Source organism: Lysobacter capsici, assembly GCF_014779555.2.
GTDB lineage: Bacteria > Pseudomonadota > Gammaproteobacteria > Xanthomonadales > Xanthomonadaceae > Lysobacter > Lysobacter capsici.
Map to the genome: position 1 here is coordinate 4,344,181 of NZ_CP094357.1, position 26,685 is coordinate 4,370,865.

Annotated in this window: 17 protein-coding genes; 7 read left to right on the forward strand and 10 right to left on the reverse strand. The window is 66.1% G+C overall.

Translation table 11 applies throughout. The annotated features are described in order from the left end of the window. Nucleotides 1-162: 162 nt before the first annotated feature. Together IEQ11_RS17775 and IEQ11_RS17780 are read right to left on the reverse strand one after the other, a co-directional pair. On the reverse strand, nt 163-2,373 hold the full coding sequence (locus tag IEQ11_RS17775; RefSeq protein WP_191823386.1) for a S46 family peptidase: 2,211 nt from the start codon (nt 2,371-2,373) through the stop codon (nt 163-165). A 582-nt stretch (nt 2,374-2,955) separates the two neighbouring features. Then, on the reverse strand, nt 2,956-5,130 hold the full coding sequence (locus IEQ11_RS17780) for a S46 family peptidase (protein WP_036115244.1): 2,175 nt from the start codon (nt 5,128-5,130) through the stop codon (nt 2,956-2,958). 514 nt (nt 5,131-5,644) lie between these two features. Here IEQ11_RS17780 and IEQ11_RS17785 point away from each other — a divergent pair. Next, a complete protein-coding gene (locus IEQ11_RS17785; RefSeq protein WP_191823387.1) occupies nt 5,645-8,179 on the forward strand; it encodes a M66 family metalloprotease in 2,535 nt (844 codons plus the stop codon). A 41-nt stretch (nt 8,180-8,220) separates the two neighbouring features. Here the strand turns inward: IEQ11_RS17785 and IEQ11_RS17790 are convergent, their stop codons facing one another. After that, nucleotides 8,221-10,374 (reverse strand): S46 family peptidase, encoded by a 2,154-nt coding sequence (locus IEQ11_RS17790; protein ID WP_191823388.1) that lies wholly within the window; start codon nt 10,372-10,374, stop codon nt 8,221-8,223. Nucleotides 10,375-10,510: 136 nt separating this feature from the next. Here IEQ11_RS17790 and tdh point away from each other — a divergent pair, with 136 nt between their 5' ends. The 3 genes from tdh to IEQ11_RS17805 all read left to right on the forward strand — a co-directional run bounded on the left by tdh (nt 10,511) and on the right by IEQ11_RS17805 (nt 13,350). Then, on the forward strand, nt 10,511-11,545 hold the full coding sequence (gene tdh / locus IEQ11_RS17795) for an L-threonine 3-dehydrogenase (RefSeq protein WP_187313240.1): 1,035 nt from the start codon (nt 10,511-10,513) through the stop codon (nt 11,543-11,545). A 110-nt stretch (nt 11,546-11,655) separates the two neighbouring features. Then, nucleotides 11,656-12,849: a glycine C-acetyltransferase gene (gene kbl / locus IEQ11_RS17800; protein ID WP_191823389.1), complete on the forward strand. Its 1,194-nt coding sequence runs from the start codon at nt 11,656-11,658 to the stop codon at nt 12,847-12,849. Nucleotides 12,850-12,960: 111 nt separating this feature from the next. Continuing rightward, a complete protein-coding gene (locus IEQ11_RS17805; RefSeq protein ID WP_191823390.1) occupies nt 12,961-13,350 on the forward strand; it encodes an HNH endonuclease in 390 nt (129 codons plus the stop codon). A 331-nt stretch (nt 13,351-13,681) separates the two neighbouring features. Here IEQ11_RS17805 and IEQ11_RS17810 read toward each other — a convergent pair whose 3' ends face one another. The 5 genes from IEQ11_RS17810 to IEQ11_RS17830 form a co-directional block, all read right to left on the reverse strand. Then, the gene (locus IEQ11_RS17810) at nt 13,682-14,434 is read right to left on the reverse strand and encodes a pseudouridine synthase (RefSeq protein WP_228464992.1); all 753 of its coding nucleotides are present in this window, start codon (nt 14,432-14,434) and stop codon (nt 13,682-13,684) included. Between the two features lie 309 nt (nt 14,435-14,743). After that, nucleotides 14,744-15,268 (reverse strand): hypothetical protein, encoded by a 525-nt coding sequence (locus IEQ11_RS17815; RefSeq protein ID WP_096415241.1) that lies wholly within the window; start codon nt 15,266-15,268, stop codon nt 14,744-14,746. Between the two features lie 262 nt (nt 15,269-15,530). After that, the gene (locus IEQ11_RS17820; RefSeq protein WP_046657607.1) at nt 15,531-16,610 is read right to left on the reverse strand and encodes an OmpA family protein; all 1,080 of its coding nucleotides are present in this window, start codon (nt 16,608-16,610) and stop codon (nt 15,531-15,533) included. Nucleotides 16,611-17,076: 466 nt separating this feature from the next. Then, on the reverse strand, nt 17,077-18,156 hold the full coding sequence (locus IEQ11_RS17825; protein ID WP_096415242.1) for an OmpA family protein: 1,080 nt from the start codon (nt 18,154-18,156) through the stop codon (nt 17,077-17,079). A gap of 259 nt (nt 18,157-18,415) precedes the next feature. Beyond that, a complete protein-coding gene (locus IEQ11_RS17830; RefSeq protein WP_191823393.1) occupies nt 18,416-19,873 on the reverse strand; it encodes a bifunctional 2-methylcitrate dehydratase/aconitate hydratase in 1,458 nt (485 codons plus the stop codon). A 232-nt stretch (nt 19,874-20,105) separates the two neighbouring features. On the opposite strand from IEQ11_RS17830, the gene IEQ11_RS17835 reads away from it, so the two are divergent. Beyond that, the gene (locus IEQ11_RS17835; RefSeq protein WP_191823394.1) at nt 20,106-20,897 is read left to right on the forward strand and encodes a DODA-type extradiol aromatic ring-opening family dioxygenase; all 792 of its coding nucleotides are present in this window, start codon (nt 20,106-20,108) and stop codon (nt 20,895-20,897) included. A 953-nt stretch (nt 20,898-21,850) separates the two neighbouring features. On the opposite strand, the gene IEQ11_RS17840 is transcribed toward IEQ11_RS17835, so the two are convergent. Then, entirely contained in the window at nt 21,851-22,765 is a 915-nt protein-coding gene (locus tag IEQ11_RS17840; protein ID WP_191823611.1) for a LysR family transcriptional regulator, read from the reverse strand. 100 nt (nt 22,766-22,865) lie between these two features. Here IEQ11_RS17840 and IEQ11_RS17845 point away from each other — a divergent pair, with 100 nt between their 5' ends. Further along, nucleotides 22,866-24,122: an MFS transporter gene (locus tag IEQ11_RS17845; RefSeq protein ID WP_228465025.1), complete on the forward strand. Its 1,257-nt coding sequence runs from the start codon at nt 22,866-22,868 to the stop codon at nt 24,120-24,122. A gap of 188 nt (nt 24,123-24,310) precedes the next feature. Here the strand turns inward: IEQ11_RS17845 and IEQ11_RS17850 are convergent, their stop codons facing one another. Next, nucleotides 24,311-25,222: a LysR family transcriptional regulator gene (locus tag IEQ11_RS17850; RefSeq protein ID WP_191823612.1), complete on the reverse strand. Its 912-nt coding sequence runs from the start codon at nt 25,220-25,222 to the stop codon at nt 24,311-24,313. 122 nt (nt 25,223-25,344) lie between these two features. Between IEQ11_RS17850 and IEQ11_RS17855 the strand changes: the two genes are divergently transcribed. Beyond that, on the forward strand, nt 25,345-26,592 hold the full coding sequence (locus IEQ11_RS17855) for an SGNH/GDSL hydrolase family protein (RefSeq protein ID WP_191823613.1): 1,248 nt from the start codon (nt 25,345-25,347) through the stop codon (nt 26,590-26,592). Nucleotides 26,593-26,685: the final 93 nt, after the last annotated feature.

Below are 26,685 nucleotides of genomic sequence, written 5' to 3' on the forward strand. Positions count from 1 at the left end.
CGCGGCGTGATGCGCCGATGCAATAAGCGACGGGCCGGCATTGCCGGCCCGTTGTTTTTCGCCGCGAAATACAACGCAACACCCTCAGCGCTTCACGCAAAACCTCGCGGCCCGCATCGGCGACGGATGCTCACGCCAGATCGTTTGGCGACACCAAGACGATTACTTGCCCGACGCCGGCACGCCCATCTCGGCCAACAGGCGCGGCGCCGGAAACACTTCCTGCAAGATCCAGCGCATGTAGCGTTGATCCACCGAGATCGTCCGCGTCAACGCCGGATCGAACAGCCAGCTCGCGCTCACCGATTCCCAGTTGCTGTCGAACACCAGACCGGCCAGCTTGCCCTGCGCGTCGAGCACCGGCGAGCCGGAATTGCCGCCGCTGATGTCCAGGTCCGACAGGAAATTCACCGGCACCGATTCCAGTCGCTTGTCCACCAGCGCGCCGCCGTACCGCTTGGCCGACACCGCATTGAGCAGCGCCGGCGGCGCGTTGAACGGCGCGGCGCCGCTGTTGCGCGCGACGATTTCCTCCACCCGCGTGAACGGCAATTGCCGCGCGCCGTTGTCCTTGGTGTAAGGCGTGACCGTGCCGTAACCGACCCGCAGCGAGCCGTTGGCGTCGGGGTACGCGACCTGCCCCACGCTCTTGCGGTAATCGGCCAGCGCCTTGAGATACACCGGCCGCACCGTCAGCGTTTCGCCGGCGCGGCTGCGGATTTCCTGCTCCATCCGCAACACGGTCGGCATCACCGCGACCGCGAAGCCGATCGCGCCGTCCTTGGCGCCGTCCTTGCCTTGCTCGAAGGCGAGGCGATCGGCGCGCAGCCAGTTGGTGCGTTGATCGGGATTGTTCAAGCGCGACTTGGCGATGCGGTCGAGCGCGCGCTTGATGTATTTGTCGTCGTCGCCTTCCAGCCAGCGGTCCAGCGCCTCGACCCGGTGTTCCTTCGGCAGCTTGATGTATTCGCGCAGCCAATAGTTCTGCAATTGCCGGTCCATGCGCGGATCCGAGCGCCGGTCCATCTGCCGCAGCTGATTTTCGAACGCGGCCTGATCGCGCTGGCGATAGCCGTTTTCGCGCAGGCTGTCGGGCTTGGCGCGTTCGATCGCCGAACGGTACAACTGCATCGCGGTGGCCAGCGAACCGGTCGCGTACAATTGGCCGATCACCAGGTCGCGATCGCGCTGCGCGCGCGCCTGCTGGCCCAGTTCGACCAGGCGCGCATGCGCCGACACCGCGGCGCTGCCGGCCGCGCCCTTCTTGCCCAGCCATTCGAGCAAGGCGGTTTCCTCGTCGCGCTTGATCTGCGCGGTGTTGGCGCGGCGGAAGCTGTCGACCTGGCCCTCGTAGCTCTTGGCCGCGCCCTGCCAGCCGCGCAAGGTGCCGGCGTACTTGCTGGCGATCTCGGGATTCTTGCGGCCTTCGGCTTCGATCAACGCCGCCAGCTTGCGGTAATGCGCGGCGACGGTCGGATAGGTCCAGTCGGCATTGGCCTGGAAATCGTCGGCCATCGCGTAGCGGTTGGTCAGCGCCGGAAAGCCGGCGAGCATGACGAAATCGCCGGCGCCCAGCGGCTTGTCGGCGATCTTGAGCCAGCGCTTGGGTTGATATGGCACGTTGTCGATCGCGTACGCCGCCGGCTTGCCGTCCTTGCCGACATAGGCGCGGTAGAAGGCGAAATCGCCGCTGTGGCGCGGCCACATCCAATTGTCGTTGTCGCCGCCGAAGTTGCCGATGCTGTCGGGTGGCGAATACACCAGGCGCAGGTCGCGAATCTCGATGCTGCGCTGCAGTTGGTAGCTGTTGCCGCCGGAAAAACTATAGAGGCGGCAGCCGTATCCGGGCGTTTTCTCGCAGTCGGCGACCAGCTGCTTTTCCAGCGCGTCGAGCGCTTCGATGCGCGCGAGCGGGTCGCTGGCCGCGGCCAGCGCGGATTGCACCTTCGCGGTCACGTCCTGGACCGAGTCGAGCACGTAGATGCGCGCATTCGGCCCGGCCGACACTTCTTCGTTGTTGGTGCCGGTCTTGAAGCCGTCGCGCAGCAGATTGCGTTGCGGCGTGGAGTTGAGATTGATCGCGCCGAGCGCGCAGTGCTGATTGGTCAGCAGCAGCCCCTTGGACGAGACGAAGCTCGCGGTGCAGCCGCCCAGCGGCACCACCGCGCCGAGCGGATCGCCCTTGGGGTCGGCCCATTGGCCGAGTTGCTTGGGCGTGGCGCGCAGGCCGGCTTGCTTGAGTTGCGAGGCGAGTTCGGGCAATTGCGGCGGCGTCCATAGCCCCTCGACCGCTTGCGCGGCATCGACCCAGACCGCGCCGCACACCAACGTCCCTGTCATGGCCATCGCTCTGGCCAGCGCCGTATATCGCATCAAAAACGTCCTGGGTCCGCGGGAGGTCGAGTCTAGCCCGGGGAAAACTGTGAACGCCATGGCGGAAGCGGCATACGACCGGATCGGCATGCGGATGGGGCGTGGAGTTTTAGCTTGCGCTCAGTTTTGCTTGGGGTTTTCGGGGTAACGCTAAAATTTCGTTAGTGTTTTGGGGCAAAAGCGAATCCCCCCTGCCCCCCTTTTCCAAAGGGGGGGAAAGCACGGGTTTCAAGTGGGATAGCACGAGTTTCGATGCGGTGGCGCGGTTTGTTGTGGTCCATGGTCCTTGCCAGCGCTCGTGCTCGGCGCTCTGCGCTTTCTTACTCACTCCTCATTCTTCTCCACTCTTTTTTCGCCCCCACACCTACCGCAGCGCAACTGCTTGCCCCCTTTGCAAAAGGGGGCCGCGCCCGCGCAACCATCCGCAGCCGAAACAACCATCGCGGGGGATTCGCTTTCAGCTCTTAGCTCTTAGCTTTTCGCCCTCGCCCTCGCCTTTCGCCACAACCACACCACCCCCTAAAACAAAACGCCAGCCGGTTCCCCGACTGGCGTTTCGCATATCCGACGATACAACCGCGATTACTTCTTCGCAGGCACGCCCAGCTCGACCAGCAACTGCGGCGCCGGATACACCTCCTGCATGATCCAGCGCATATAGCGCTGATCGACCGCGATCATCCGGGTCATGGTCGGATCGAACAGCCAGTTCGAACTCACCGATTCCCAGTTGCCGTCGAACGCCAGGCCGACCAGCTTGCCTTCGCCGTCGAGCACCGGCGAGCCGGAATTGCCGCCGGTGATGTCCAGGTCGGACAGGAAATTCACCGGCACCGACTTCAGGCGCTTGTCGACCAGACCGCCGAAACGCTTGTCGGCGATCGCTTCGAGCAAGCTGTCGGGCGCGTCGAACGGGTCCTGGCCGGTGGCCTTGGCCGCGACTTCTTCGAGCTTGGTGAACGCCGCCTGCTTGCTGCCGTCGAGCTTGGTGTAGGCCTTGACGTTGCCGAAGGTGATGCGCAGGGTCGAGTTCGCGTCCGGATACACCGACTGCTTCTTGCTCTTGCGGTAGTCGATCACGCCCTGCAGATACACCGGACGCGCCGCCAACGACTCGCCGTCGCGGGTCTTGGCTTCCTGCTCGATGCGCAGCACTGCCGGCAGCAGCGCCTTGGCCAGCTGGATCGCCGGATCCTTGCTCTTGTCCATGCTCGCGCGATCGTCGTCGATCAGCGCCAGGCGTTCCTTGGTGTTGCCCAGCTTGGTCTTGGCCAGCTTGTCGAGACCGCGCTTGATCGCCTTCTCATCGGAGCCGCCGAGCCAGCGGTCGAGTTCGGCGATGCGCTCGCCGGCCGGCAGCTTGACGTATTCGCGCAGCCAATAGGCCTGCAGCTCGCGGTCCATGCGCGGGTCGTAACGGCGTTCCATCTGCTCCAGCGCGCCCTTGATGCTCGGCAGATCGCGCTGCTGATAACCGACCTCGCGCTCGGCATCGGGCTTGGCGCGCTCGACCGACAGACGGTACAACGTGCCCGCCGCCGAGATCACGCCGAGGCGGCGCATCTGGCTGAAGACCAGATCGCGCTGACGATGCGCGACCGCGCTCTGGTTGACCTCGACCAGCTTGTCGTGCGCGGCCAGCGCCGCGGCGCCCTGCGCGCCGCGTTTGCGCAGCCAGTCGAGCACGGCCGCTTCGTCGGCGTCCTTCTTCTGCGCCGCGCCGATGCGCTCGAAGCCTTCCAGCTGGCCGTCGTAGTTCTTCGAGGTGTTCTGCCAGCCGCGCACGGTGCTGGCGTATTTCACCGCGATTTCCGGGTCTTTCTTCGCGGTTTCGCCGACCAGTTCGATCAGCGCCTTGTAGTGCCCGGCGATGGTCGGATAGGTCCAGCCGGCGGTGGAATCGAACTCGCTGGCCAGCGCGTAACGATTGGTGCGGCCCGGGTAACCGGCGACCATGACGAAATCGCCTTCGCCCAGCGGCTTGTCGGCGAGTTTCAGATAGCGCTTGGGCTGATACGGGACGTTGTCCTTGGAGTACTCGGCCGGCTTGCCGTCCTTGCCTACGTACGCGCGGTAGAACGAGAAGTCGCCGGTGTGGCGCGGCCACATCCAGTTGTCGACTTCGCCGCCGTAGTTGCCGACGCTGCCCGGAGGCGCGTACACCAGACGCACGTCCTTGATCTCGACCGTGCGGAACAGGCGATAGGTGCCGCCGCCGAAGAAGCTGTACAGCTCGCAGCTGTAACCGGCTTCGGCTTCGCACGAGGCGATCAGTTTCTTTTCGATCGCTTCCAGCGCATGGGTGCGATCGATCGGCTCGACCGCGTCGTCGATCACGGCCTTGACCTGCGCGGTCACGTCCTGGATCGAGTCGAGCACGTAGATGCGCGAGGACGGACCGGCGGAGACTTCCTGCTCCATCGTCGCGGCGTTGAAACCGTCGCGCATCAGGTTCTTCTGCGCGGTCGAATTCAACTGGATCGCGCCGTAGGCGCAGTGGTGATTGGTCACCACCAGGCCGCGCGGGGCGACGAAACTCGCGGTGCAACCGCCCAGCGACACCACCGCGCCCATCGGGTCGCCGGTGAGGTCGGCCAGCTGCTTGGCATTGAGCTTGAGCCCGGCCTTCTTCAGCGCCACGGAGATTTCCGGCAACTGCTGCGGCACCCACATGCCCTCCACCGCGCCCGCCGGAGCGGCCAGTCCCAAACCCAGCGTCCCGACCGCGACAGCCGCGGCCAATACCGTGTAGCGCATGCGTATACCCCTGATCTGTACGGAAAAATTCACGCGCCAGTCTAGCCGGCCCGGCCGACCGCTGCCACACGCGGCGCCGGGACCGGGCGCAGACCGAGTCGTCGCGGATGCGCGCGCCACATGCGCGCCGAGCGCCATCGCCGCCGCGCGTGCGCGGTCTTGCGCCCGACCGGTTGCCGCGCCTTCGCTTGTTCGCGGACCTGTCGACCGCCACCGCGTTCGAATCGTCAATCGCAACGCAATCACAATCGCGCCGCTTTCTTACCAATCCTAAAGATCGCGTGCGGCGAGGTTGCTACCAAGGCGTGCTCCATCCTCCCCCTCAGGATCCCCAATGTCCGTCTGCCACCGTATTCCGCCTTCGCGGCTGATCGCCGCATCCCTGCTCACCTGCGCACTGACCGGTTGTCCGCTCGACCGACAATCTTCCTCCGTCGACGATACCCAAGCCCCGTCACAAGGCGCCGCGGCAACCTTCGCGACCGCCCCGCAGGCGGCGTCGACAGCGACCGCAATGGCCGTCGACACCGACGCCATCGGTTTCTACGACCGCATCGCCGACGGCAGCGAGCGTCCGATCCGCAACGATCTCACCGGAACGCTGCAAGGCATGGTCCAGTTCGTACAGAGCCACTCGGTCGACCCCTCCGGCAATGCCGCCAAGCGGATGCCGCGACTGACCAGCGAACGCGAGGCGTTGCTGCTGGTGACGCCCACCAGCGCCTTCGCCGACGCCACGTCGCTGACCCTCACCGCCACGCTCGACGGCGTGCAGCTGCCGCCGGTCACGCTCAATCGCCCGGAGGCCCTGCCCAAGGCCGATAACCCGGGTGCGAGCGAACCGGAGATCGTGTATTCGCGCCGGGCCTGGTCGACGGTGCTGCCATGGCATTGGGTCAAGCCGGGGCTGGCCCTGAACATCGTCGACGATCGCGGCCGCGCCGGCACGCTGGCCGCGACATCGATCGAATTCGGCGCTCCCGCCGAACTGATCGTGCACAACATCCGCATCGGCATGCTGACCGATCCGCCCGATCGCCCGGAAGATCACTACATGCTGCGCGAACCCGCCAAGGCCGCGGCCGACTACTTCCAGACCATTCCCGCGGCGCAGCTGACCGTCAGTTCCTACGAGGACCTCAAGCTGACCCGGGCGATGGTGGCCAGCGGCGTCATCTACGACACGGCCAGCGCGACCGAGGGCGGCGATTACATCGGAGACATGCGCGAGGACATCGCCAAGGACACTGTCAGCGTCGGCATCAACCTCGCCAACTGGGGCATCACCAGTTCCTCGATGGGCAGCCAACAGCAGCCGCAGTTGACCCAGACCGTCGTCGCCCATCATGTGCTGGGCAATTACAAGAACGGAGTGATGGGACACGGCCTGAGCGGCGGCAACGGCATGCTCACTCTCTACCAGTCCCATGGCAACGAGTTCAGCCATGAGATCGGCCACCATTTCGGCCTGGGCCACCATCCGGGCGCGGAACTGGAGCCGAAGAATTTCTGGAACGGACATCACGCCGACAGCGGCTGGGGCTATATCGCTTACCGCAAGCGCATGCGCGCCAATCTGGCCTGGCATCGCCCCTATTCCGCCGATACCGGCACCGCCGCCAACAGCTTCGCCCAGCGCTACTTCTACAACCTCGATGCGATGTCCGGCGGCGAAGCCGTCAGCGAGTTGTCGCGTTACACCCATTACACCGGCTACAGCACATTCGTCAGGATACAGCGCAGTCTGAGCCGCTTCATGTTCGATCCCGCCGCCCCCTCGGGTTACAAGCACTGGAATACGAGCACGCGCAAGATGGAAGCGATCGCCACGCCCGCTGCCGTGCCCGACAACATGCCGGCGGTCTGGTTCAACGGCGGCACCTACCGGCCGGCGCGGCGTCACGGCATACCGGTGTTCACCGTACTGGGCGGCTACGATCCCGACAACGGCCAAGCCGTGCTCTATCCCGCCGCGCGCGGCAACTGGGGCAACGTCTTCGACCTGCCCGCGCCCAGCGCCAACGCCAGCGCAAGGCAGTGCTGGTTGCAGGTGAATTTCGGTTCGCGGCCGGCCAGGTCCATCGCCTTGGCCCCGCAGCGTCTGCGCAGCGCCACGGTCAACAAGCTGCACATCCAGATCGCCCAGGACGAAGCGCCGACCTCGGCGAGCCTGCAATGCCAGGATCCGGGCGCGCAACCGCGGGAACTGGCGAGCATGCAATTCCCGCAGAACCTCGCGGCGATGCCCGCGCCGGTGGTGATCGGCCGCGACAAAGGCTACGACGCCTTGACCAAGGTCGAATGGCCCGAGCTGGAAGCCGGCCTGCTGGCGCTGGCAGGCAAACCGGCGCCCTGGCCGGACAATAAGACGGCGCTGTTGATCGAGAGCTACTCCGACAAGATCGGACAACTGTCGTCGGCGGCGCGCGCGCAATACGACCGCCACCTCGCCCTGCGCCAGAAGGGGGCGCAACTCACCCAGTGGATCGAGCAGAACCGCATCGCGCTGGATGCGGGCGAACAGCAGGCCTGGCTCAATCTGGACCGGCAGATCGAAAGCACCCTGGGCCTGCAGGCGCCGGGCGAGAAACTGCCCGACGGCGGGCTGATCGTCTTCCGCGATGCCTGCCTGAAGATGGAGCAGACGGCCACCGGTCCGAATGCCTACTTCGCGGCCGCCTCCACCTGCAGCATCGCCAACGACGCCTGGATCATCGACGCGTCCGGCCGCATCCGGCCCCGCGCCCGCCTGGACTTGTGCATTTCCGATAGCGGTAACCGCGTCGCCAAGCTCAGCACCTGCGATACCGGCCGCGCGTATCAATCCTGGGACCTGACCACGTTCGCGCCCAAGGCTTCACGCCATGGCCGCTGTCTGTCCTTGTTCCAAGGTTTCCTCACCGATGGGCGCGGCTTGCTGGACATCTGGGTGAATTGCCATCAGGTCCCCGACGGCTGGCAACTGCCGGCCGTCAGCCAGAACCCGATGCTGCCGATCACCCGTTCGGACCACTGGCAGTACATCGAACGCTGGAGCCGCAACAACTGATCCGCATCGTGCGCCGGCTGGTTTCCAGCCGGCGCGCGCTTTCACTCCGCCGGCAGCTTCATTTCCTTGAGCAGATGCGGCGCCGGATACACCTTGGCCAGCAACCAGCGCATATAGCGCATGTCGACATGGATCGCGCGCTTGTAGCGCGGATCGAACATCCAGCTGGCGCTGACCGCTTCCCAGTTGCTGTCGAAGTTCAATCCGATCAACTTGCCGTTGGCGTCGAGCACCGGCGAGCCGGAATTGCCGCCGGTGGTGTCGAGGTTGGTCAGAAAATCCACGGTCTGGGTCTTGAGCTCGGGATCGACCGTGCTGCCGAAATCGCCCTTGGCGATCGCGTCGCGCAAGGCCTGTGGCGCGTCGAACGGCTTGACCCCGGTGTGTTTCTCGACGATGCCCTGAACCGTGGTCAGCGGCCGGTAGCGCACGCCATCGCGCGGGTCCATCGTGCTGACCTTGCCGTAGCTCACCCGCAGGGTCGAGTTCGCATCCGGATAGACCGCCCGGCCCTGCGAATGACGATACGCGATCAAAGCGCGCATATAGGCCGGACGCAAGCGCAGCAATTCGCCTTCGCGCGCCTTGGTTTCCTGCTCGATGCGCAGCACCGCCGGCAGCAGCGCGGCCGCGGCCTTGAGCAGGCTGTCGTCGCTGGCCTGCAACTGCCTGGCGTCGCTGTTCATCGCCTGCAGGCGCGCGGCTTCCTCGCCCAGGCGGGTGCCCGCGTACAAGCCATCGAGCGTGCGCTGCAGCGCGGCGCGGTCCTCGCCGGCGAATACCTGATCGAACTCGGCCACGCGCGCGGCCTTCGGCAAGGCCTTGTACTGACCCAGCAGATCCAGCAACAACGCCTTTTCGACTTGCGGCGCGTAACGGCGCTGCACCTGCTTGAAGCGACCGGCGATCAGCGCGTCGTCGCGCTGCTGATAGCCGCTTTCGCGCTGCGCATCGGGCTTGGCGCGCTCCAGCGCGAGGCGCTGCACGGTCAGCGCGGTGTTGAGCAACTGGGTCTGGGTGCGGATCGCGGTCAACAGCTGATCGCGCTCGCGCATCGCCGCGCCCGCGTCGAGCACGCGCTGCGCGGCGTCGATATCGGCGCGGATCGCCTTGGCGTCGGGCTGCTTGTCCAGCCACGCGAGCATCGCCGCCTCGTCGTCGCCGCGCACCTTGACCGCATCGCTGCGACGCAGGCCGTCGAGTTCGCCCTGCGCGCGCTTGAGGGTGTTCTTGAAGCCGGCGACCTGCGCGGCGTAACGCACCTTCGCCTCGGCGTCGTTGGCGCCGGCCGCTTCGACGGTCTTGATCAGACCGCCGTACAAGGCCACCCGCGACGGCAGTTGCCACTCGATCTGCTGGACGAATTCGGAGGCCATGCGGTGACGGAAGGTCACGCCCGGGTAACCGGCGAGCATCGCGTAATCGCCTTCGCGCACCGGGTCGGTGGACACCTGCAGATGCCCGGGCGGCGCGTACGGCACGTTGTCGGGCGAATAGTCGGCCGGCTTGCCGTCCTTGCCGACGTAGGCGCGCAGCAAGGTGAAATCGCCGCTGTGGCGCGGCCATACGAAGTTGTCGACCTCGTCGCCGTAATTGCCGATGCTGTCGGGCGGCGCGTACACCAGACGGATGTCGCGCAATTCCAGCTGGCGGATCAGATAGAAGTCGGTGCCGTAGTACATGTTGGCGACGCTGCAACGGGTGCCGGCGTCGCGTTCGCATTCGGCGACCACCGCCTTGCTCGCGCTGTCGATCGCGTCGTAGTAATCGCGGCCGTGCTTGCCGCGCGCGCCGGCGAGGATGCGCTCGGTGACCTTGTCGAAACCGGTCGTGACCAGCACCCGGAAATCCGGATTGGCCGGCAACTCGGCGGCGCGGTCGGCGGCGACGAAGCCGTTGCCGATCAGGTCGCGATCGGGCTTGGCGTTGTACTGGATCACGCCGAAGGCGACGTGGTGATTGGTCAGCACCAGGCCGTCGGGGGAAACGAAGGCGCCGGTGGCGCCGCCGACCTTCACCACCGCGTTCATCGGCGCGCGGGTGAGTTCGGCCAAATCGCTCGGATTGCCCTTGAATCCGGCCGCGCGCAGTTGGCGCGCGAGGTCGGGCAGTTGCGAGGGCATCCACATGCCTTCATCGGCCTGGGCGGCGGTGGCGCACAGCGCCAGGGACAGGGCTAACACACGGGGGCGCATGGATTTTCCGGGACGGCGAGGAAGTCGCGACGATAGGCCAAGCCGCCCGCCGCGGGCAAACCCGGCCGGGGTCGCGGCGTATAATTCGCGCTTCTCTCCTGCCCGGCCTGGCCGTGGCCCCTAGGTATCGACTCCAATGACGCAAACGATGAAGGCGCTGGTCAAGCGCGAAGCCGGCAAGGGCATCTGGCTGGAAGAAGTGCCGGTGCCCGTGCCCGGTCCGAACGAGGTCCTGATCAAGCTCGAGAAGACCGCCATCTGCGGCACCGACCTGCACATCTATCTGTGGGACGAGTGGAGCCAGCGCACGATCAAGCCCGGCCTGGTGATCGGCCATGAATTCGTCGGCCGCGTGGTCGACCTCGGCCCCGGCGTGGTCGGCTACCGTCCCGGCCAGCGCGTTTCCGCCGAAGGCCACATCGTCTGCGGCCACTGCCGCAACTGCCGCGGCGGCCGTCAGCATCTTTGCCCCAACACGGTCGGCATCGGCGTGAACCGCAACGGCGCGTTCGCCGAATACATCGTGATGCCGGCCAGCAACCTGTGGCCGATCCCCGACCAGATCCCCAGCGAACTGGCCGCGTTCTTCGACCCCTACGGCAACGCCGCGCATTGCGCGCTGGAATTCGACGTGGTCGGCGAGGACGTGCTGATCACCGGCGCCGGTCCGATCGGCATCATCGCCGCCGGCATCTGCAAGCACATCGGCGCGCGCAACGTGGTCGTCACCGACGTCAACGATTTCCGCCTCAAGCTGGCCGCCGACATGGGCGCCACGCGCGTGGTCAACGTCGCCAATCAGTCGCTCAAGGACGTGATGGCCGACCTGCACATGGAAGGTTTCGACGTCGGTTTGGAGATGAGCGGCAACCCGCGCGCGTTCAACGACATGCTCGACTGCATGTACCACGGCGGCAAGATCGCGATGCTCGGCATCATGCCCAAGGGCGCGGGCGCGGACTGGGACAAGATCATCTTCAAGGGCCTGACCCTGCACGGCATGTACGGCCGCAAGATGTACGAGACCTGGTACAAGATGACCCAACTGGTGCTCGGCGGTTTCCCGCTCGGCAAGGTGCTCACCCACCAGCTGCCGATCGACGAATTCCAGAAGGGTTTCGATCTGATGGAAGCGGGTAAGGCGGGTAAGGTTGTGCTCAGTTGGAACTGAGCGGAGATTCGGGATTGGGGATTTGGGATTCGCAAAACATCCCGCCCCATCTCGATCCGCACCGCTCTACCAATCTCGAATCCCCAATCACGAATCCCGGCCTCTAACCAATGTCCCTGACCCAACACTACGCCGACACCCTCGACGAAATCCGCGCGCAGGGGCTGTTCAAGTCCGAGCGCGTGATCACCAGCCCGCAGTCGGCCGAGATCGTGCTCGAGGACGGGCGCACGGTGCTGAACTTCTGCGCCAATAATTATCTGGGCCTGGCCGATCACCCGCAGGTGATCCAGGCGGCGAAGGACGCGCTCGACACGCACGGCTTCGGCATGGCCTCGGTGCGCTTCATCTGCGGCACCCAGGACCTGCACAAGCAGCTGGAAAAGACCATCGCCGATTTCTTCGGCACCGAAGACACGATCCTGTACGCGGCCTGCTTCGATGCGAACGGCGGCTTGTTCGAACCGCTGCTCGGCGAGAGCGACGCGATCATCTCCGATGCGCTCAATCATGCTTCGATCATCGACGGCGTGCGCCTGTGCAAGGCCAAGCGCTTCCGCTACGCCAACTGCGACATGGCCGACCTGGAAAAGCAGCTGCAGGCCGCCGATGCCGCCGGTTGCAAGACCAAACTGATCACCAGCGACGGCGTGTTCTCGATGGACGGCTTCATCGCCCCGCTCGATGAAATCACCGCGCTGGCGAAAAAGTACGGCGCGCTGGTGCATATCGACGAATGCCACGCGACCGGTTTCCTCGGCGCGAGCGGCCGCGGCTCGGCCGAAGTCAAGGGCGTGATGGACAAGATCGACATCTTCACCGGCACCCTCGGCAAGGCCATGGGCGGCGCGCTCGGCGGTTTCACCACCGCCAAGAAGGAAGTGGTCGAACTGCTGCGTCAGCGTTCGCGTCCGTACCTGTTCTCGAACTCGCTGCCGCCGCATGTGGTGGCCGCGGGCATCAAGGCCTTCGAGATGTTGTCGGCGGCCGGCGATCTGCGCGATCGTTTGGCGCAGAACACCGCGTACTTTCGCGAACAGATGACCCAACTGGGTTTCGACGTGAAGCCCGGCGTGCATCCGATCAGCCCGGTGATGCTGTATGACGCGCCGCTGGCGCAGAAGTTCGCCTCGCGCCTGCTCGAAGAAGGCATCTACGCGATCGGCTTCTTCTTCCCGGTGGTGCCGCAGGGCCAAGCGCGCATCCGCACCCAGATGTCGGCCGCGCATACGCGCGAACATCTGGACCGCGCGATCGCCGCCTTCGCCAAGATCGGCCGCGAACTCGGGGTCATCCAGGCTTGAGCCGAATGCCGCGATCGCAACGCAGCGCCGGCCTCGCCGGTGTTGCGCCGCGTCGCGGCGGTTTCGACGAGGCCCGCGCCGCGGGCCTCGTGTCCGCATCGCGATAAGCCCATGCGCGCCGCGCTGCGTCGCCGCTTGTTGCAGGCCGTGCATACCGACGCGCTGGCCGTGTTCGACGGCGGCGTGTGGCAAACCCGTTGCCTGCATTGCCGGCGCGCGCTGAGCCTGCGCGAGGACGGTGAAGCCCTGGGCACGACCTCGCTGGAGCATGTCGTCCCCAGCGCCTGGTTCGGCAAACGCGCGGCCGCCGCGTTCACCGCGCGCGTCGGCGACGATGCCGACGACCCGCGCAACCTCGCCCTGGCCTGCGCCGCCTGCAATCACGGCAAAGGCTGCAGCCACGACGCTCGCGGGCCGGGCGACGAACGCGCGCGCGAGGTGGTGTCGGCCTTGCTCGATGCGCGGCTGGCGCGCTGGCGCGACGCCGGGCCGCGCGACTGACCCGTTCGCCGCGACGCGACGCTTACTGCTGCGCAGCGAGCATCGCCTGTTCGAGCTGGGTCATATGCAAGGCCAACTGCGCCAGCGCCGCATCGGTCAGCGCCAGTTCGGTCTGCGAGGTCGGCTGCATCACCAGCGTGGCGGATATCCAAGCCGGACTTCGAGCCTTGTGACGTGGCGTCGTAACGCCAACCCCCATGGGCGATCGCTGCAGTCGCGGTCTTGTGGCGAGGCTGCAACCCCGACGCGGTGCTTTCATTGACTGCGGATCTTCCCAACCGCCTGATCGGAACGCATCAAGGCTGCAGCCGCGCCGACAACAGACCGCGCTTCAGTCGCCAGCCACCAAGGCGGCGACTTCGGTCCCGCTCAGCTCACGCCATTGGCCCTTGCCCAACTCGCCGAGCGCCAATCCGCCGATGCCTACCCGCACCAGCCGCAGCACGCCGATATCGAACGCGGCCAGCAAACGACGAATCTGCCGGTTACGGCCTTCGTCGAGCACGATCTGCAGCCACGCGTTCTTCTCGCCGCTGCGCAGCAAGCGCGCGGATTTCGCGCGCAGCAGTTCGCCGTCGAGGCTCACGCCGGCGTGCAGCGCGGCCAGTTGCGCGGCATCGGGGATCGCGTCGATCTGTACGTGATAGGTCTTGTCCGGCCCGCGGTCCGGATCGGTGATGCGCGCGGCCCATTGCGGGTCGTTGCAGAACAGCAGCAGGCCTTCGCTGGCCTTGTCGAGGCGGCCGACCGGCGCCAGCCACGGCAACGGCGCGTCGTGCAGCCGCGCGCCGTCGAGGCAGCGGTACACGGTGTCGCGGCCGCGTTCGTCCTGGGCGGTGGTCACCAGGCCGCGCGGCTTGTTGAGCATCAGGTACAGGCGCGGCGCCGCGTCGGCGGCGTTGCCGTCGATTTCGATCCGCTGCCGGCCCTGCACGATCGGAAACTCGGGATCGCGCACGATCCGGCCGTCGACCGACACGCGCCCGGCGGCGATCCATTTCGCCGCTTCGCTGCGCGAGCACAGCCCTTGCTTGGACAGCACGCGGGCCAGGCCGTGTCGGGGCGATGAGGATGAGGTACTCAAGCGCGGTCCTGGAAGCTGTGGAACGGATGCGGCGTGGCGATGGGGACGAACCCGACAGCGATCGGGTCGACGCGATCCGGACGCATCGCCTTGATCAAGCGCGAGCGCGGAGCGAACGCGGATCCGCCGCACGATACGAGCCGCTCGCGAAGTCCGCCAGGCGACCATCCGGTCTCGCCACGAGCATGAGCCGAAAGCCCGCGCATCGCTTCAAGCCACTCATCGCGGCGAGATCACGCCGCGCGGGTCAAAACGAAACGGCCGCGGGCAATGCCCGCGGCCGCTGGAGTCGCGTCGCCGCGGCGAGGCTTACTTCTTTTTCTTCTTCTCGTCGGCCGGAGCCGGCGCCGGTGCGGGATCGACAACCGGAGCCGGCGCCGCCGCGGGCGCGCCGTTGCCCTTGGCCACGCGCACGCCCTTGGCCTTCATCCAGGCGCTGAATTCGTCGGCGGTCATGCGCTTGCCGCCCTGGCTCATGTCGAAGCGCCACGGCGTGTTGTCGTATTGGGTCTGCGGCTTGTACGCGGCCGGATCGTTGGCCGACGGCATGCCGGTCGAGGCCGGCGTAGCCTTGGCGACGTTGCAGCCGTCCAGGCGGATGCGCAGCAGCACCTGATCGACCGACAGCGCTTCGTCCAGCGCCTGCGACAGCACGCCGGTGGGCGCGCCGAGCTGATGCGAGGGCGCGACCAGTTCCGGCGCGATCGGCGCGATCAGGGTCGGCTGCACGGGCTGCGCGCGCGACGCGGTCAGGGCCGCGCAATTGGCCGCGCTCTGCGCTTGCGAGGCGCCGGCAATCAAGAGCAACGACAGTCCGGCAATAACTCGGCGCATGATTTTCTCCTGGATTCGGCGCGAAGACGATTCCTACGCCGTTTGAACAGTGCGCGCCAGTGTAGGCGCCGGGGCGGGATCGGACAAGATTTTTGGCCGGGATTGGGGATTCGGGATTAGGGATTCGCAAAAGCGAGACATCGCCGCTTTGGCTTTTGCCAATCCCGAATCCCGAATCCCCAATCCCGGCCAAAAAGAAGCCCGGCACAAGGCCGGGCTTCGGGTGTCGCGGTGCGGGTTCCGAGGAACCCGCGGGTGTCGCTTAGTTCTGAACGTTCAACTCGGTGCGGCGGTTCTTCTCGCTCTTGCACGCCGGCATGGTCTGCGCGGTCGGCTCCAGCGGACGGCTTTCGCCGTACCCCACCGGCCCGATCAGACGGCCCGCGTCCACACCGTTGCTGGTCAGGTAGTCGTACGCAGCCTTCGCGCGACGCTCCGACAGCTTCTGGTTGTAGTCGTCCTTGCCGCACAGGTCGGTGTGACCGGCGACTTCGACCTTCAGGTCGGGGTAACGCTTCAGGATTTCGCTCGCTTCGCTCAGGATCGCCACCGCGTCAGGACGCAGGGTCGCCTTGTCGAAGTCGAAGTTCACGCCCTTCAGGTCGATGGTGACCGGCACCGGGCAGCCGTCCGGACCGATGGTCTGGCCAGCCTGCGAACCGGGGCACTTGTCGTCGCAGTTGTTCACGCCGTCGCCGTCGTCGTCCTTGTCCGCGCAGCCCGGCTGCACTTCCGGAGCCACCGCGACCGGAGCGGTCGGTTCCGGACCCAGCGGGACGATGATGCCGACCGAAGCCAGCACGTCGCCGAACCAGTCTTCCTGCGGCGCATTCACGCTCTGGTCGTCGAAGTCGGCGCGGTACGCCAGCTCGGTGCGGATGCCGACGCGGCCCAGGTCACCCTGCACGCCCAGACCGACCTTGGCGGCGAAGTTGCCGTCCTTGCGGTTGGCCGGCGACAGCGGCGACGGAATGGTGTACTCCTCTTCCGAGCGCTGGTAGCCCAGGCCCATCAGCAGGTACGGATTCCAGTTGCGGCCTTCGGTGACGAAGTGGCGGCGCAGGTCCAGCGAGATGCCGTACTGGCTCCAGTTCTGGTTCTGGTTGGCGTCGAACTTCGGGTTCTGATAGTTCAGTTCACCGTCGAGCGACCAGTTCTTGCTCAGGAACTTGCCCAGGCCGATCGCGCCGAACGGAGCGTTGCGGGTGCCGCGGTCGTTGTCCTGGATGTTCATGCCGGCCGAGCCGGTCAGGTACCAGCGGTCGTCGAAATCCTGGGCGCTAGCCACCTGCGAAAAAGCCAAGCCCGCCAGCAGTGCGGTGCTCAACATACGGATCTTCATTCTGTAACTCCTTCAGATCGATCGGAACGGGGGGTGATCGGGACTGTGTGATCGGGACAGTCTTTTGCGGCGCTGACTCTATGACAGAGACACTTTCAGCACTGGCAAGGCCTAGCACCGCGGTCACTGGCGGGGGGATCATACACGGTCAAGATGATTGTTAATACCACTTAACGTGGTTCAGTCGGAGGTCGAACCGGTTTGTGTGTAACGCGTCCGCAAGCAATACGCCCACTGGGCTGAGGCCGCGCCGACGAACGGTCGATATTCGGGCAATGAAATGAGTTGTTGGTCTTAGTTTCGGGATTCGGGATTCGGGATTCGGGATTCGCAAAAGCCAAAGCGGTGACGTTCCGCTTTTGCCAATCCCGAATCCCGAATCCCCAATCCCGGCCAAAAAGAAGCCCGGCACAAGGCCGGGCTTCGGGTGTCGCGGTGCGGGTTCCGAAGAACCCGCGGGTGTCGCTTAGTTCTGAACGTTCAACTCGGTGCGGCGGTTCTTCTCGCTCTTGCACGCCGGCATGGTCTGCGCGGTCGGCTCCAGCGGACGGCTTTCGCCGTAGCCCACCGGCCCGATCAGACGGCCCGCGTCCACACCGTTGCTGGTCAGGTAGTCGTACGCAGCCTTCGCGCGACGCTCCGACAGCTTCTGGTTGTAGTCGTCCTTGCCGCACAGGTCGGTGTGACCGGCGACTTCGACCTTCAGGTCGGGGTAACGCTTCAGGATTTCGCTCGCTTCGCTCAGGATCGCCACCGCGTCAGGACGCAGGGTCGCCTTGTCGAAGTCGAAGTTCACGCCCTTCAGGTCGATGGTGACCGGCACCGGGCAGCCGTCCGGACCGATGGTCTGGCCAGCCTGCGAACCGGGGCACTTGTCGTCGCAGTTGTTCACGCCGTCGCCGTCGTCGTCCTTGTCCGCGCAGCCCGGCTGCACTTCCGGGGCCGGAGCCACGGCAGCGACGGGTTCCGGACCCAGCGGGACGATGATGCCGACCGAGGCCAGCACGTCGCCGAACCAGTCTTCCTGCGGCGCGTTCTTGCTGCTGTCGTCGAAGTCGGCGCGGTACGCCAGCTCGGTGCGGATGCCGACGCGGCCCAGGTCACCCTGCACGCCCAGACCGACCTTGGCGGCGAAGTTGCCGTCCTTGCGGTTGGCCGGCGACAGCGGCGACGGAATGAAGTACTCCTCTTCCGAGCGCTGGTAGCCCAGGCCCATCAGCAGGTACGGGTTCCAGTTGCGGCCTTCGGTGACGAAGTGGCGGCGCAGGTCCAGCGAGATGCCGTACTGGCTCCAGTTGGCGTCCTGGTTGGCGTCGAACTTCGGGTTCTGATAGTTCAGCTCACCGTCGAGCGACCAGTTCTTGTTCAGGAACTTGCCCAGGCCGATCGCGCCGAACGGAGCATTGCGGGTGCCGCGGTCGTTGTCCTGGATGTTCATGCCGGCCGAGCCGGTCAGGTACCAACGGTCGTCGAAGTCCTGGGCGCTGGCGACCTGCGCGAGGCTCAGGCCACCCAGCAGGGCGGCGCAGAGGAGTTTCTTATTCATTGTTGTAGCTCCTGGTTCTAAAAATTATGGAAACCGCGTCTGCGAGGTTTCTACCGTTCAGGACGGTCGCCTGGACGACGCCATCCCGCGCAGAGTAGGTTTGCCAACGTGAAAGCGGTGTTAACAAGCGTCTAACATTCGACCGAGTTCCGTGAATTCTGAGACTGGGTCGCCCTGCGTTCAGTTTCGCGAGGGCGACCCGTTCAGCGCGGAACTGCACTTATAAGGTGTGCAATCGGCCGGGATCGGCGCTGGCAGCTTACTTGCCGGCCTGGCTGAACAGCGCCATGAACTCGGTCACCGGCAAGGCTTCGAGCTCGGCCGGGTTGTTGGCCAGGGCCAGCAGGCGGTCGGCCTGGGCGGCCGGCAGCTTGGCGCGGACGGCGGCTTCGAACTTGGCCATCAGCACCGGGATGCCCTCGGCGCGGCGCTTGCGGTGGCCGATCGGGAAGTCGATCGAGACCTTGTCGGTGGACGTGCCGTCCTTGAAGAACACCTGCACCGAGTTGCCGATGTAGCGCTTGTCGGGGTCGAAGTAGTCCTTGGTGAACTGCTCGTTCTCCTTGACCGTCATCTTGTCGCGCAGCGCGTCGATGCGCGGGTCGGCGGCGATTGCGTCGACGTAATCATCGGCGGTCAGGCGGCCGAAGATCAGCGGCACGGCGACCATGTACTGCAGGCAGTGGTCGCGGTCGGCGTAGTTGGCCAGCGGGCCGGTCTTGTCGATGATGCGCACGCCGGCTTCCTGGGTCTCCAGCTCGACGCGTTCGATCTGGTCGAGACGGTCCTTGACCTGGTCGTGCAGCTTCATCGCGCACTCGACCGCGGTCTGGGCGTGGAACTCGGCCGGGAAGCTGATCTTGAACAGCACGTTCTCCATCACGTAGCTGCCGAACGGGCGCTCGAACTCGAACTGCTTGCCCTTGAAGGCGATGTCGTAGAAGCCCCAGGTCTTGACCGACAGCGCGCTCGGGTAACCGACCACGCCCTTGACGGCGTTCAAGGCATGCGTGACGGCGCGGCGGCAGGCGTCGCCGGCGGCCCAGCTCTTGCGCGGGCCGGTGTTCGGCGCGTGGCGGTAGGTGCGCAGCACGCCGTTGTCGATCCACGAGTGCGATACGGCGGTCACGATCGCGTCCTTGTTGCCGCCCAGCATCTGGGTGGTGACGGCGGTCGAGGCCAGACGCACCAGGATCACGTGATCCAGGCCGACCCGGTTGAACGAATTCTTGAGCGCGTAGCCGCCCTGGATTTCGTGGGCCTTGATCGCGTGGCCGAGCACGTCGCGTACGGTCATCGCCTTGCCGCCTTCGGCCTCGGCCTTGCGGCCCAGGTAGTCGGCGACGCCGAGGATGGCGCCGAGGTTGTCGGACGGGTGACCCCATTCGGCCGCGAGCCAAGTGTCGTTGAAGTCGAGCCAGCGGATCTGCACGCCGATGTTGTAGGCGGCCTGGACCGGGTCGAGCTCGTGCGCGGTGTACGGCACGCGCGCGCCGCCGCTCATGCCGGCGCCGGGGACCAGCGGGCCGAGGTGCTTGACGCACTCGGGGTGGTCCATCGCCATCGCCGCGCAGGCCAGCGAGTCGAGCAGCATGTAGCGCGCGGTATCAAAGGCTTCCTTCGAATCGATCTGGTAATCGGCGACGTAGTCGGCGATGTCGACCATCGGCTTGTCGGGATCGGGGCGGACGGTCGAACGGATGTCGAAGTGGCTCATGGGTACGGGGGCCTGCGGACGGGTGAGTTAGCCCGCTATTTTGCCAGACTCGGGCGACGCGGGGCGGCGGCGGAGCCGGCGCGGTCGTGGCGCGGGCCGATCGCGCATCGTTTGCGCACCGGTTCGGGCTTCAACAATCAGCGCGCTTGATGCGAATTGATCGCAATTACAGAACGATCAGGCACAGCCGTCCAACTTGGAAATCGCCCCGGCGAGGATCACCCTGAGGGGCATGGACATCCCTACTCGCCTGCCGACGCTGTTTCTTTCCCATGGTTCGCCGATGCTCGCGCTGGAGGATTCGCCGGCCGGGCGCTTCCTCGATCAGCTCGGCCAGCAACTGCCGTGGCCGCGCGCGATCGTGATCGCCTCGGCCCATTTCATGACCGACCGGCCGATGGTCGGCGGTCACGACCGGCCGCACACCGTGCATGACTTCGGCGGCTTTCCGCAGCCGCTGTATCAGATCCAGTACCCGGCGCCGGGGCATGCGCGCCTGGCCGAGCAGATTACTCAACGCCTGATCGACGCCGGCCTCAACGCCAAGTTGCGCGACAACCACGGTCTCGACCACGGTGTGTGGGTGCCGCTGCGGCGCATGTACCCGCAGGCCGATATTCCGGTGGTGCCGGTGTCGGTCATGCCGCATGGGACGGCGGCGCAGCACTATGCGGTCGGGCAGGCCTTGGCGGCGTTGCGGGACGAAGGGGTGTTGGTGATCGGCTCGGGCGGGTTCGTGCATAACCTGGGCGATCTGGACTGGCAGCACCGCGATGCGCCGATGCCGGCATGGGCGGCGGAGTTCAGCGAATGGATGCATCGCAAGTTGGCGGCGCGCGATCATGCGGCGCTATTGGATTGGCAGGCGCAGGCGCCCAATGCGCGGCATGCGCATCCGACCGTGGAGCATCTGATGCCGTTATTCGTGGCGATGGGCGCGGCCGGCGAGGTGCCCGGGGTGCGGACGATTCATCGGTCGCATGAGATGGGGTCGTTGGCGTTGGATGCGTTTGCGTTTGATTGATGGGTGGTGATGGGTTCGCATCGGTTGCGGATGTTCGACGCGATGCGTGGGTTCGCGGTCGCGGCTTGCGCCGCTCCTACAGGTAGGCCATGCAGGTTCGGCTCGTGCCTGAAGCCGCGCAGTCCATCCAGCGCTGCGACGCCTGGAACTCGCGAGAACAAAAGCACACCCGTAGGGCGGCGCACATGGATGTGCGCCGTGCGCCACCGAGACAGGATGTCTCGTGTGGCGCATGCCTGCGTCTGCTCCGCACGCGCGGGCACTTGATTCACAAAAAGCATTTTTCTTTGGTTACCTTTCTTTTGTTGCTTTAGACAAAAGAAAGTGACCCGCCGCTTCAGCGGCGGAACGCTTTTGATCCTGCTTGCAGCTTTAAAGACTTCAAAGCTTTGAAGCTCTAGAGCTTTTGAAGCCAAAGACAAGATCAACAGCTTTCGTCCGCAAGCGGCCGAGTTACTTTCTTTTGTCTAAAGCGACAAAAGAAAGGTAACCAAAGAAAAACGCTTTTCTTTGAATCAAGTGCCCGCAAGTTCGGAGCAGACGCAGGCATGCGCCACACGGGACATCCGTGTCCCGGTGGCGCACGGCGTGCATCCTGCACGCCGCCCTTCGGGTGTGCTTTTGCTAACGCGAGTTACAGGCCTCGCAGCGCTGGATGAGCTGCGCGCCTTCAAGCCCGAGCAAAAGCTAAATGGCCTACCTGTAGGAGCGGCGCGAGCCGCGACCAGGAACCCGGCTACGGCGCAGGTTGCGAGGTTGTCGTCATGACGCGGTCGCGGCTCGCGCCGCTCCTACAGGCAGGCCATGAGGATCGCGACTCGCTCAGGCGGGACAGGTGGCGATTCCAGCCGCATGGATGCAACTTCAGGTTTCGATCCGAAGAAAACGCAATTCAAAAACGCCATCCGATCTTCCACGCCGATGCCGCCGGGCAAGCGGGACGGCATCCCCCCTCACCCACCCCGCTCCCACGGCGGCACCTCGCCGAACGACTCGGCCACGAAATCCACGAACGCCCGCACCCGCGACGGGACGAACCGGCGCTGCGGCATCACCGCGTGGATCGCGGTGTCGGGCAGTTCGTAACCGGGCAGCACCTGCACCAGACGCCCGGCGCGCAGGTCTTCGTGGACGTGCCAGGTCGAGAAATGGGCGATGCCCAGGCCGGCGATCGCGGCGTCGCGCAGGACTTCGCCGAAATTGCTCTCCAACCGGCCGTTGACCCGCACCGTGCTGGCGTGGCCGTCGCGGTCGAGGAAACGCCAGTACTCCATCCGCCCCTGCGCGCCGACCAGCAGCAGGCATTCGTGCTCGATCAGGTCCTGCGGCACCCGCGGCGCGACGCGCTGGCGCAGGTACTCGGGCGAGGCGGCCAGCACGCGCCGGTTGTGGGCGAGTTTGCGCGCGACCAGGGTCGAGTCGTCGAGCGCGCCGATCCGGATCGCCAGGTCCATGCCCGAGGCGATCAGGTCCAGGCGTTCGTCGTTGAGGTTCACGCTCAGCCGCACCAGCGGGTAACGACGCTGGAATTCGGGCAGCAGCGGCGAGATGTACTGGCGGCCGAACGAGGCCGAGGTGGTGACCCGCAGCAGGCCGGAGGGTTCGCTGCCGGCCTGGCGCAGGTCCGAGGTCAGCGCGTCGAGGTCTTCGATCAGGGCGCGGCCGCGTTCGGCCAGGGCCATGCCCTCGGCGGTGGGGTGCAGTTGCCGGGTGGTCCGGTGCAGCAGGCGCACGCCGAGGTCGCGCTCCAGCCGCTTGAGCCGCTGGCTGGCGACCGCGACCGACAGGTCCAGGCTGCGCGCGGCGGCGCTGATCGAGCCCAGGTCGAGCACGCGCAGGAACAGGTTGAGGTCGTCGACGCGGTCCATGGACTTTCAACGATTCGTTGATAGTGATTCCGCATACTGGCGGTTTTTCTACAAGATGCAACGGACCACACTGCCGCATCGTTTCCACGGATGCGCCCGCATGCACGCTTCATCGCCCGCTCCCGCCGCCCGCAAGGGGCTGCCCGTCGCGCTGTACGCGCTGACCGTCGGCGCTTTCGGCATCGGCACCACCGAGTTCGTGATCATGGGCCTGCTGCTGCAGGTCGCCGCCGACTTGCAGGTTGGGCTGGCCGCGGCCGGCCTGCTGATCTCCGGTTACGCGCTGGGCGTGTTCGTCGGCGCGCCGGTGCTGACCATCGCCACCGGGCGCATGCCGCGCAAGGCGGTGCTGGTCGCGCTGATGGTGATCTTCACCCTCGGCAACATCGTCTGCGCGATCGCGCCGAACTACACCGTGCTGATGATCGCGCGGGTGATCACCTCGCTCGCGCACGGCACTTTCTTCGGGGTCGGCGCGGTGGTCGCGACCGGCTTGGTGCCGGCCGACAAGAAAGCTTCGGCAATCTCGATCATGTTCACCGGCCTGACCGTGGCGACCTTGCTCGGCGTGCCGGCCGGGGCGTGGCTGGGCCTGCATTACGGCTGGCGTTCGACCTTCTGGGCGGTGTCGGTGATCGGCGTGATCGCGACGATCGTCATCGCCACCTTGGTGCCGAAGGACAAGACAAAACCTGAGCCGGTCGCGCTGCGCCGCGAGGTCAAGGCGGTGGTGCATCCGCAGGTGCTGCTCGGGCTGGCGATGACGGTGCTCGGCTTCGCCGGCGTGTTCACCGTTTACACCTTCATCCAGCCGATCCTGACCCGCATCAGCGGTTTCAGCGAGGCGGCGGTGTCGCCGATCCTGCTGGTGTTCGGCGTCGGCATGATCCTGGGCAACATCGTCGGCGGTCGCCTGGCCGACAAGCGTTTGACGCCGGCCTTGATCGGTACGTTGATCGCGCTGGCGGTGGTGTTGGGGGTGATGACGTTCGCCTTGCACAACCCGATCGCTGCGATTGCGTTTGTCGGTTTGCTCGGCGTGGCCGCGTTCGCGACGGTGCCGCCGCTGCAATTGTGGGTGCTGCAGAAGACCGATCCGGCCGGGCAGAACCTGGCTTCGAGTTTGAACATCGGCGCGTTCAATCTGGGCAATGCGCTGGGCGCGTGGCTCGGCGGCGCGGTGATCGAGCACGGGCCTGGGTTGGGCGCGGTGACTTGGGTGGCGGCGTTGGTGACGCTCTCAGGTTTAGCGCTGGCGGTGTGGGCGGCGCGGTTGGATCGGCCGGCGCGGTTGTCGACGCATGGCGGTGCGGATGCGTCGAACGAGGACGATGCGGCGGCGTGCGCGGCGGTTTGAGTCGTTGAGTCGACGACTCGCTTACGACCTGCACAGACTTGCGCACTAAACAGACATCTGCACGCATGCACGCCTTAGCTCTTGCTCGTCATCCCCGCGAAGGCGGGGATCCAGAGACTTCAGAGTCATGTCGCGATGGAGCCCTGGATTCCCGCCTTCGCGGGAATGACGGATGGAAGATTTTCGGCCTACGCGTTTTCCACATCGAAAAACCCCGGCAACTCCAGCAACCGCTCGCGCAAGAACTCCAGAAACACCCGCGTGCGCAACGGCAGATACCGCCGCGCCGGATACAGCAGATACACCTCATGCGCCGATGCCCGCCATTGCGGCAACACCCAGCTCAGTTCGCCGCTGTCGATCAGGTCCTGCACCAACCACGCCGGCGCCAAGCCCACGCCCGCGCCGATCAAGAAACTTTCGCGTATCCCCAGCGAGTTGTTGATCCGATAGCGGCCGTTCGCCTGCAAGCGCTGCACTTCGCCATCCGGTCCCTGCAGTTCGACACTCTCGCTGGCCCAGGCGAAGCGCAGGTAGTTGTGGTTCAGCACGTCCTGCGGCGCGTCGATCGGCGGATGCGCGCGCAGGTAGGCCTGCGAGGCGACCAGCCCGCGCGGCGACAGCGCGATCCGGCGCGCGACCGCGTTCGGCGGCAGGTTCGCGCCGAGCCGCAGCGCCGCGTCCATGCCCTCTTCGACCAGATCGACATAACGATCGTTGAGGATCAACTCGATCTCGATCTGCGGATACAGGGCGAGAAATTCCTGCACCAGGCGATTGAGCCGCAGCACGCCGATGCTGACCGGCGCGCTGACCCGCAACAGCCCGGCCGGGGTTTCGGTCAGACCGCGCGCATCGGCGACGGCTTCGCCGTATTCCTCCAGCACCCGCCGCGCGCGTTCGTAGAAACGCCGGCCTTGCTCGGTCGGCGCGAGGTGGGTGGTGCTGCGATTAAGCAGGCGCACGCCCAGTTCCTGTTCGAGCGCGGCGACGGTCTTGCTGACGGTCGGCTGGGTGGTCTGCAGTTCGCGCGCGACCGCCGACAGGCTGCCGAGTTCGACCGCGCGCACGAAGGTGCGCATGCCGCGAAGGGTGTCCATGGGGCTCCCACGATCCCATTCCGAAATGGAATGAAGCCTATGCGATCTTGCCTGCTACCACCCGATAGCGGAAGAACCGATGGTGCCCTGGTCGAATCCCCGACGCTTCCCGATCCCTGCCCATGAACGCTTCCGCCCTGCTCAAACCCCTCGCCGCCGCCGCGCTCGCCGTGGCCCTGTCGGCCCCCGCCTCGGCGGCCGACAAGCACTGGGTCGGCACCTGGAGCGCCAGCCCCCAAGCCACCTGGGGCACGGACTTCGTGCTGCCCACCGGCACCCCGCCGCGCCTGCGCGACCAGACCCTGCGCCAGGTCGCGCGGGTCAGCGTCGGCGGCGGACGAGTGCGCATCGCCTTGTCGAATGCCTACGGCGCGCAGCCGGTGACGATCGGCGCGGCGCGGATCGCGCTCAGCACCGGCGGTTCGCGCATCGACCCGGCCAGCGATCGCGTGCTGAGCTTCGGCGGCCAACCCGGCGTGACCCTGCCTCCGGGCGCGCCGATGCTCAGCGATCCGGTCGATCTGGACGTCGCCGCGCTCGGCGAAGTCGCGGTCAGCCTGTATCTGCCCCGCGACACCGCGGTGCAGACCTTCCATTGGGAAGGCCGCCAGGACGCCTATCTGGTCGGCGGCGATCGCACCGCCGACGCGCAGCTCGCGCGCGCCGACACGCTGCAGACGCGGCCGTTCCTCAGCGGCGTGTATGTCGAATCCGCCCGGCCGACCCGCAGCGTGGTGGTCCTCGGCGATTCGATCACCGACGGCGCCGCGTCCACGCCGAACCGCTACCAACGCTGGCCCGACCTGCTCGCTCAGCGCCTGGCCAAGCGCGACATCGCCGTGCTCAACGCCGGCATTTCCGGCGGCCAGGTGTTGCACGACGGCATGGGCGTAAGCGCACTGGCGCGGTTCGAACGCGATGTGTTGAGCCTGAAACCCGACACGGTGTTCGTGCTGCTCGGCATCAACGACATCGGCTGGCCCGGCAGCAGTTTCGAACCCACGCGCGAAGCGATGAGCGCGCCGCGCCTGATCGCCGGTTACCGCCAGTTGATCGCGCGCGCGCACTCGCACGGCGTGCGCATCGTCGGCGCGACCCTGACCCCGTTCGAGGGCGCGTTGCCGGATGCGCCGATCCACGATTACTACAACGCCGACAAGGACAAGGTGCGCCAGGCCGTCAACGCCTGGATCCGCGACAGCGGCGAGTTCGATGCGGTGGTCGATTTCGACGCGATCACGCGCGACCCGGCCCACCGGCAACGCTTCCTGCCGGCCTACGACTCCGGCGACCGCCTGCATCCGGGCGACGCGGGCTATCGGGCGATGGCCGCGGCGGTCGACGAGGCCGCGCTGTTCGGCCCGCGCTGATTCTCATGAACCGCATCGCATCGCCCCGATGCAACCGTCTTCGCGCCATCGTTCGATGATTTTTCGCACAATCCGGCCTCGTCGCCACGACGC

What these genes read in the sequence shown, in the direction of transcription:
- IEQ11_RS17855 (WP_191823613.1), top strand. Translation starts at nt 25,345, where the DNA reads ATGAACGCTTCCGCCCTGCTCAAACCCCTCGCCGCCGCCGCGCTCGCC.
- IEQ11_RS17815 (WP_096415241.1), bottom strand. Translation starts at nt 15,268, where the DNA reads ATGCGCCGAGTTATTGCCGGACTGTCGTTGCTCTTGATTGCCGGCGCC.
- IEQ11_RS17785 (WP_191823387.1), top strand. Translation starts at nt 5,645, where the DNA reads ATGGCCGTCGACACCGACGCCATCGGTTTCTACGACCGCATCGCCGAC.
- IEQ11_RS17835 (WP_191823394.1), top strand. Translation starts at nt 20,106, where the DNA reads ATGGACATCCCTACTCGCCTGCCGACGCTGTTTCTTTCCCATGGTTCG.
- IEQ11_RS17790 (WP_191823388.1), bottom strand. Translation starts at nt 10,374, where the DNA reads ATGCGCCCCCGTGTGTTAGCCCTGTCCCTGGCGCTGTGCGCCACCGCC.
- IEQ11_RS17840 (WP_191823611.1), bottom strand. Translation starts at nt 22,765, where the DNA reads ATGGACCGCGTCGACGACCTCAACCTGTTCCTGCGCGTGCTCGACCTG.
- IEQ11_RS17845 (WP_228465025.1), top strand. Translation starts at nt 22,866, where the DNA reads ATGCACGCTTCATCGCCCGCTCCCGCCGCCCGCAAGGGGCTGCCCGTC.
- IEQ11_RS17830 (WP_191823393.1), bottom strand. Translation starts at nt 19,873, where the DNA reads ATGAGCCACTTCGACATCCGTTCGACCGTCCGCCCCGATCCCGACAAG.
- IEQ11_RS17775 (WP_191823386.1), bottom strand. Translation starts at nt 2,373, where the DNA reads ATGCGATATACGGCGCTGGCCAGAGCGATGGCCATGACAGGGACGTTG.
- IEQ11_RS17805 (WP_191823390.1), top strand. Translation starts at nt 12,961, where the DNA reads ATGCGCGCCGCGCTGCGTCGCCGCTTGTTGCAGGCCGTGCATACCGAC.
- IEQ11_RS17820 (WP_046657607.1), bottom strand. Translation starts at nt 16,610, where the DNA reads ATGAAGATCCGTATGTTGAGCACCGCACTGCTGGCGGGCTTGGCTTTT.
- IEQ11_RS17850 (WP_191823612.1), bottom strand. Translation starts at nt 25,222, where the DNA reads ATGGACACCCTTCGCGGCATGCGCACCTTCGTGCGCGCGGTCGAACTC.
- kbl (WP_191823389.1), top strand. Translation starts at nt 11,656, where the DNA reads ATGTCCCTGACCCAACACTACGCCGACACCCTCGACGAAATCCGCGCG.
- IEQ11_RS17780 (WP_036115244.1), bottom strand. Translation starts at nt 5,130, where the DNA reads ATGCGCTACACGGTATTGGCCGCGGCTGTCGCGGTCGGGACGCTGGGT.
- tdh (WP_187313240.1), top strand. Translation starts at nt 10,511, where the DNA reads ATGACGCAAACGATGAAGGCGCTGGTCAAGCGCGAAGCCGGCAAGGGC.
- IEQ11_RS17825 (WP_096415242.1), bottom strand. Translation starts at nt 18,156, where the DNA reads ATGAATAAGAAACTCCTCTGCGCCGCCCTGCTGGGTGGCCTGAGCCTC.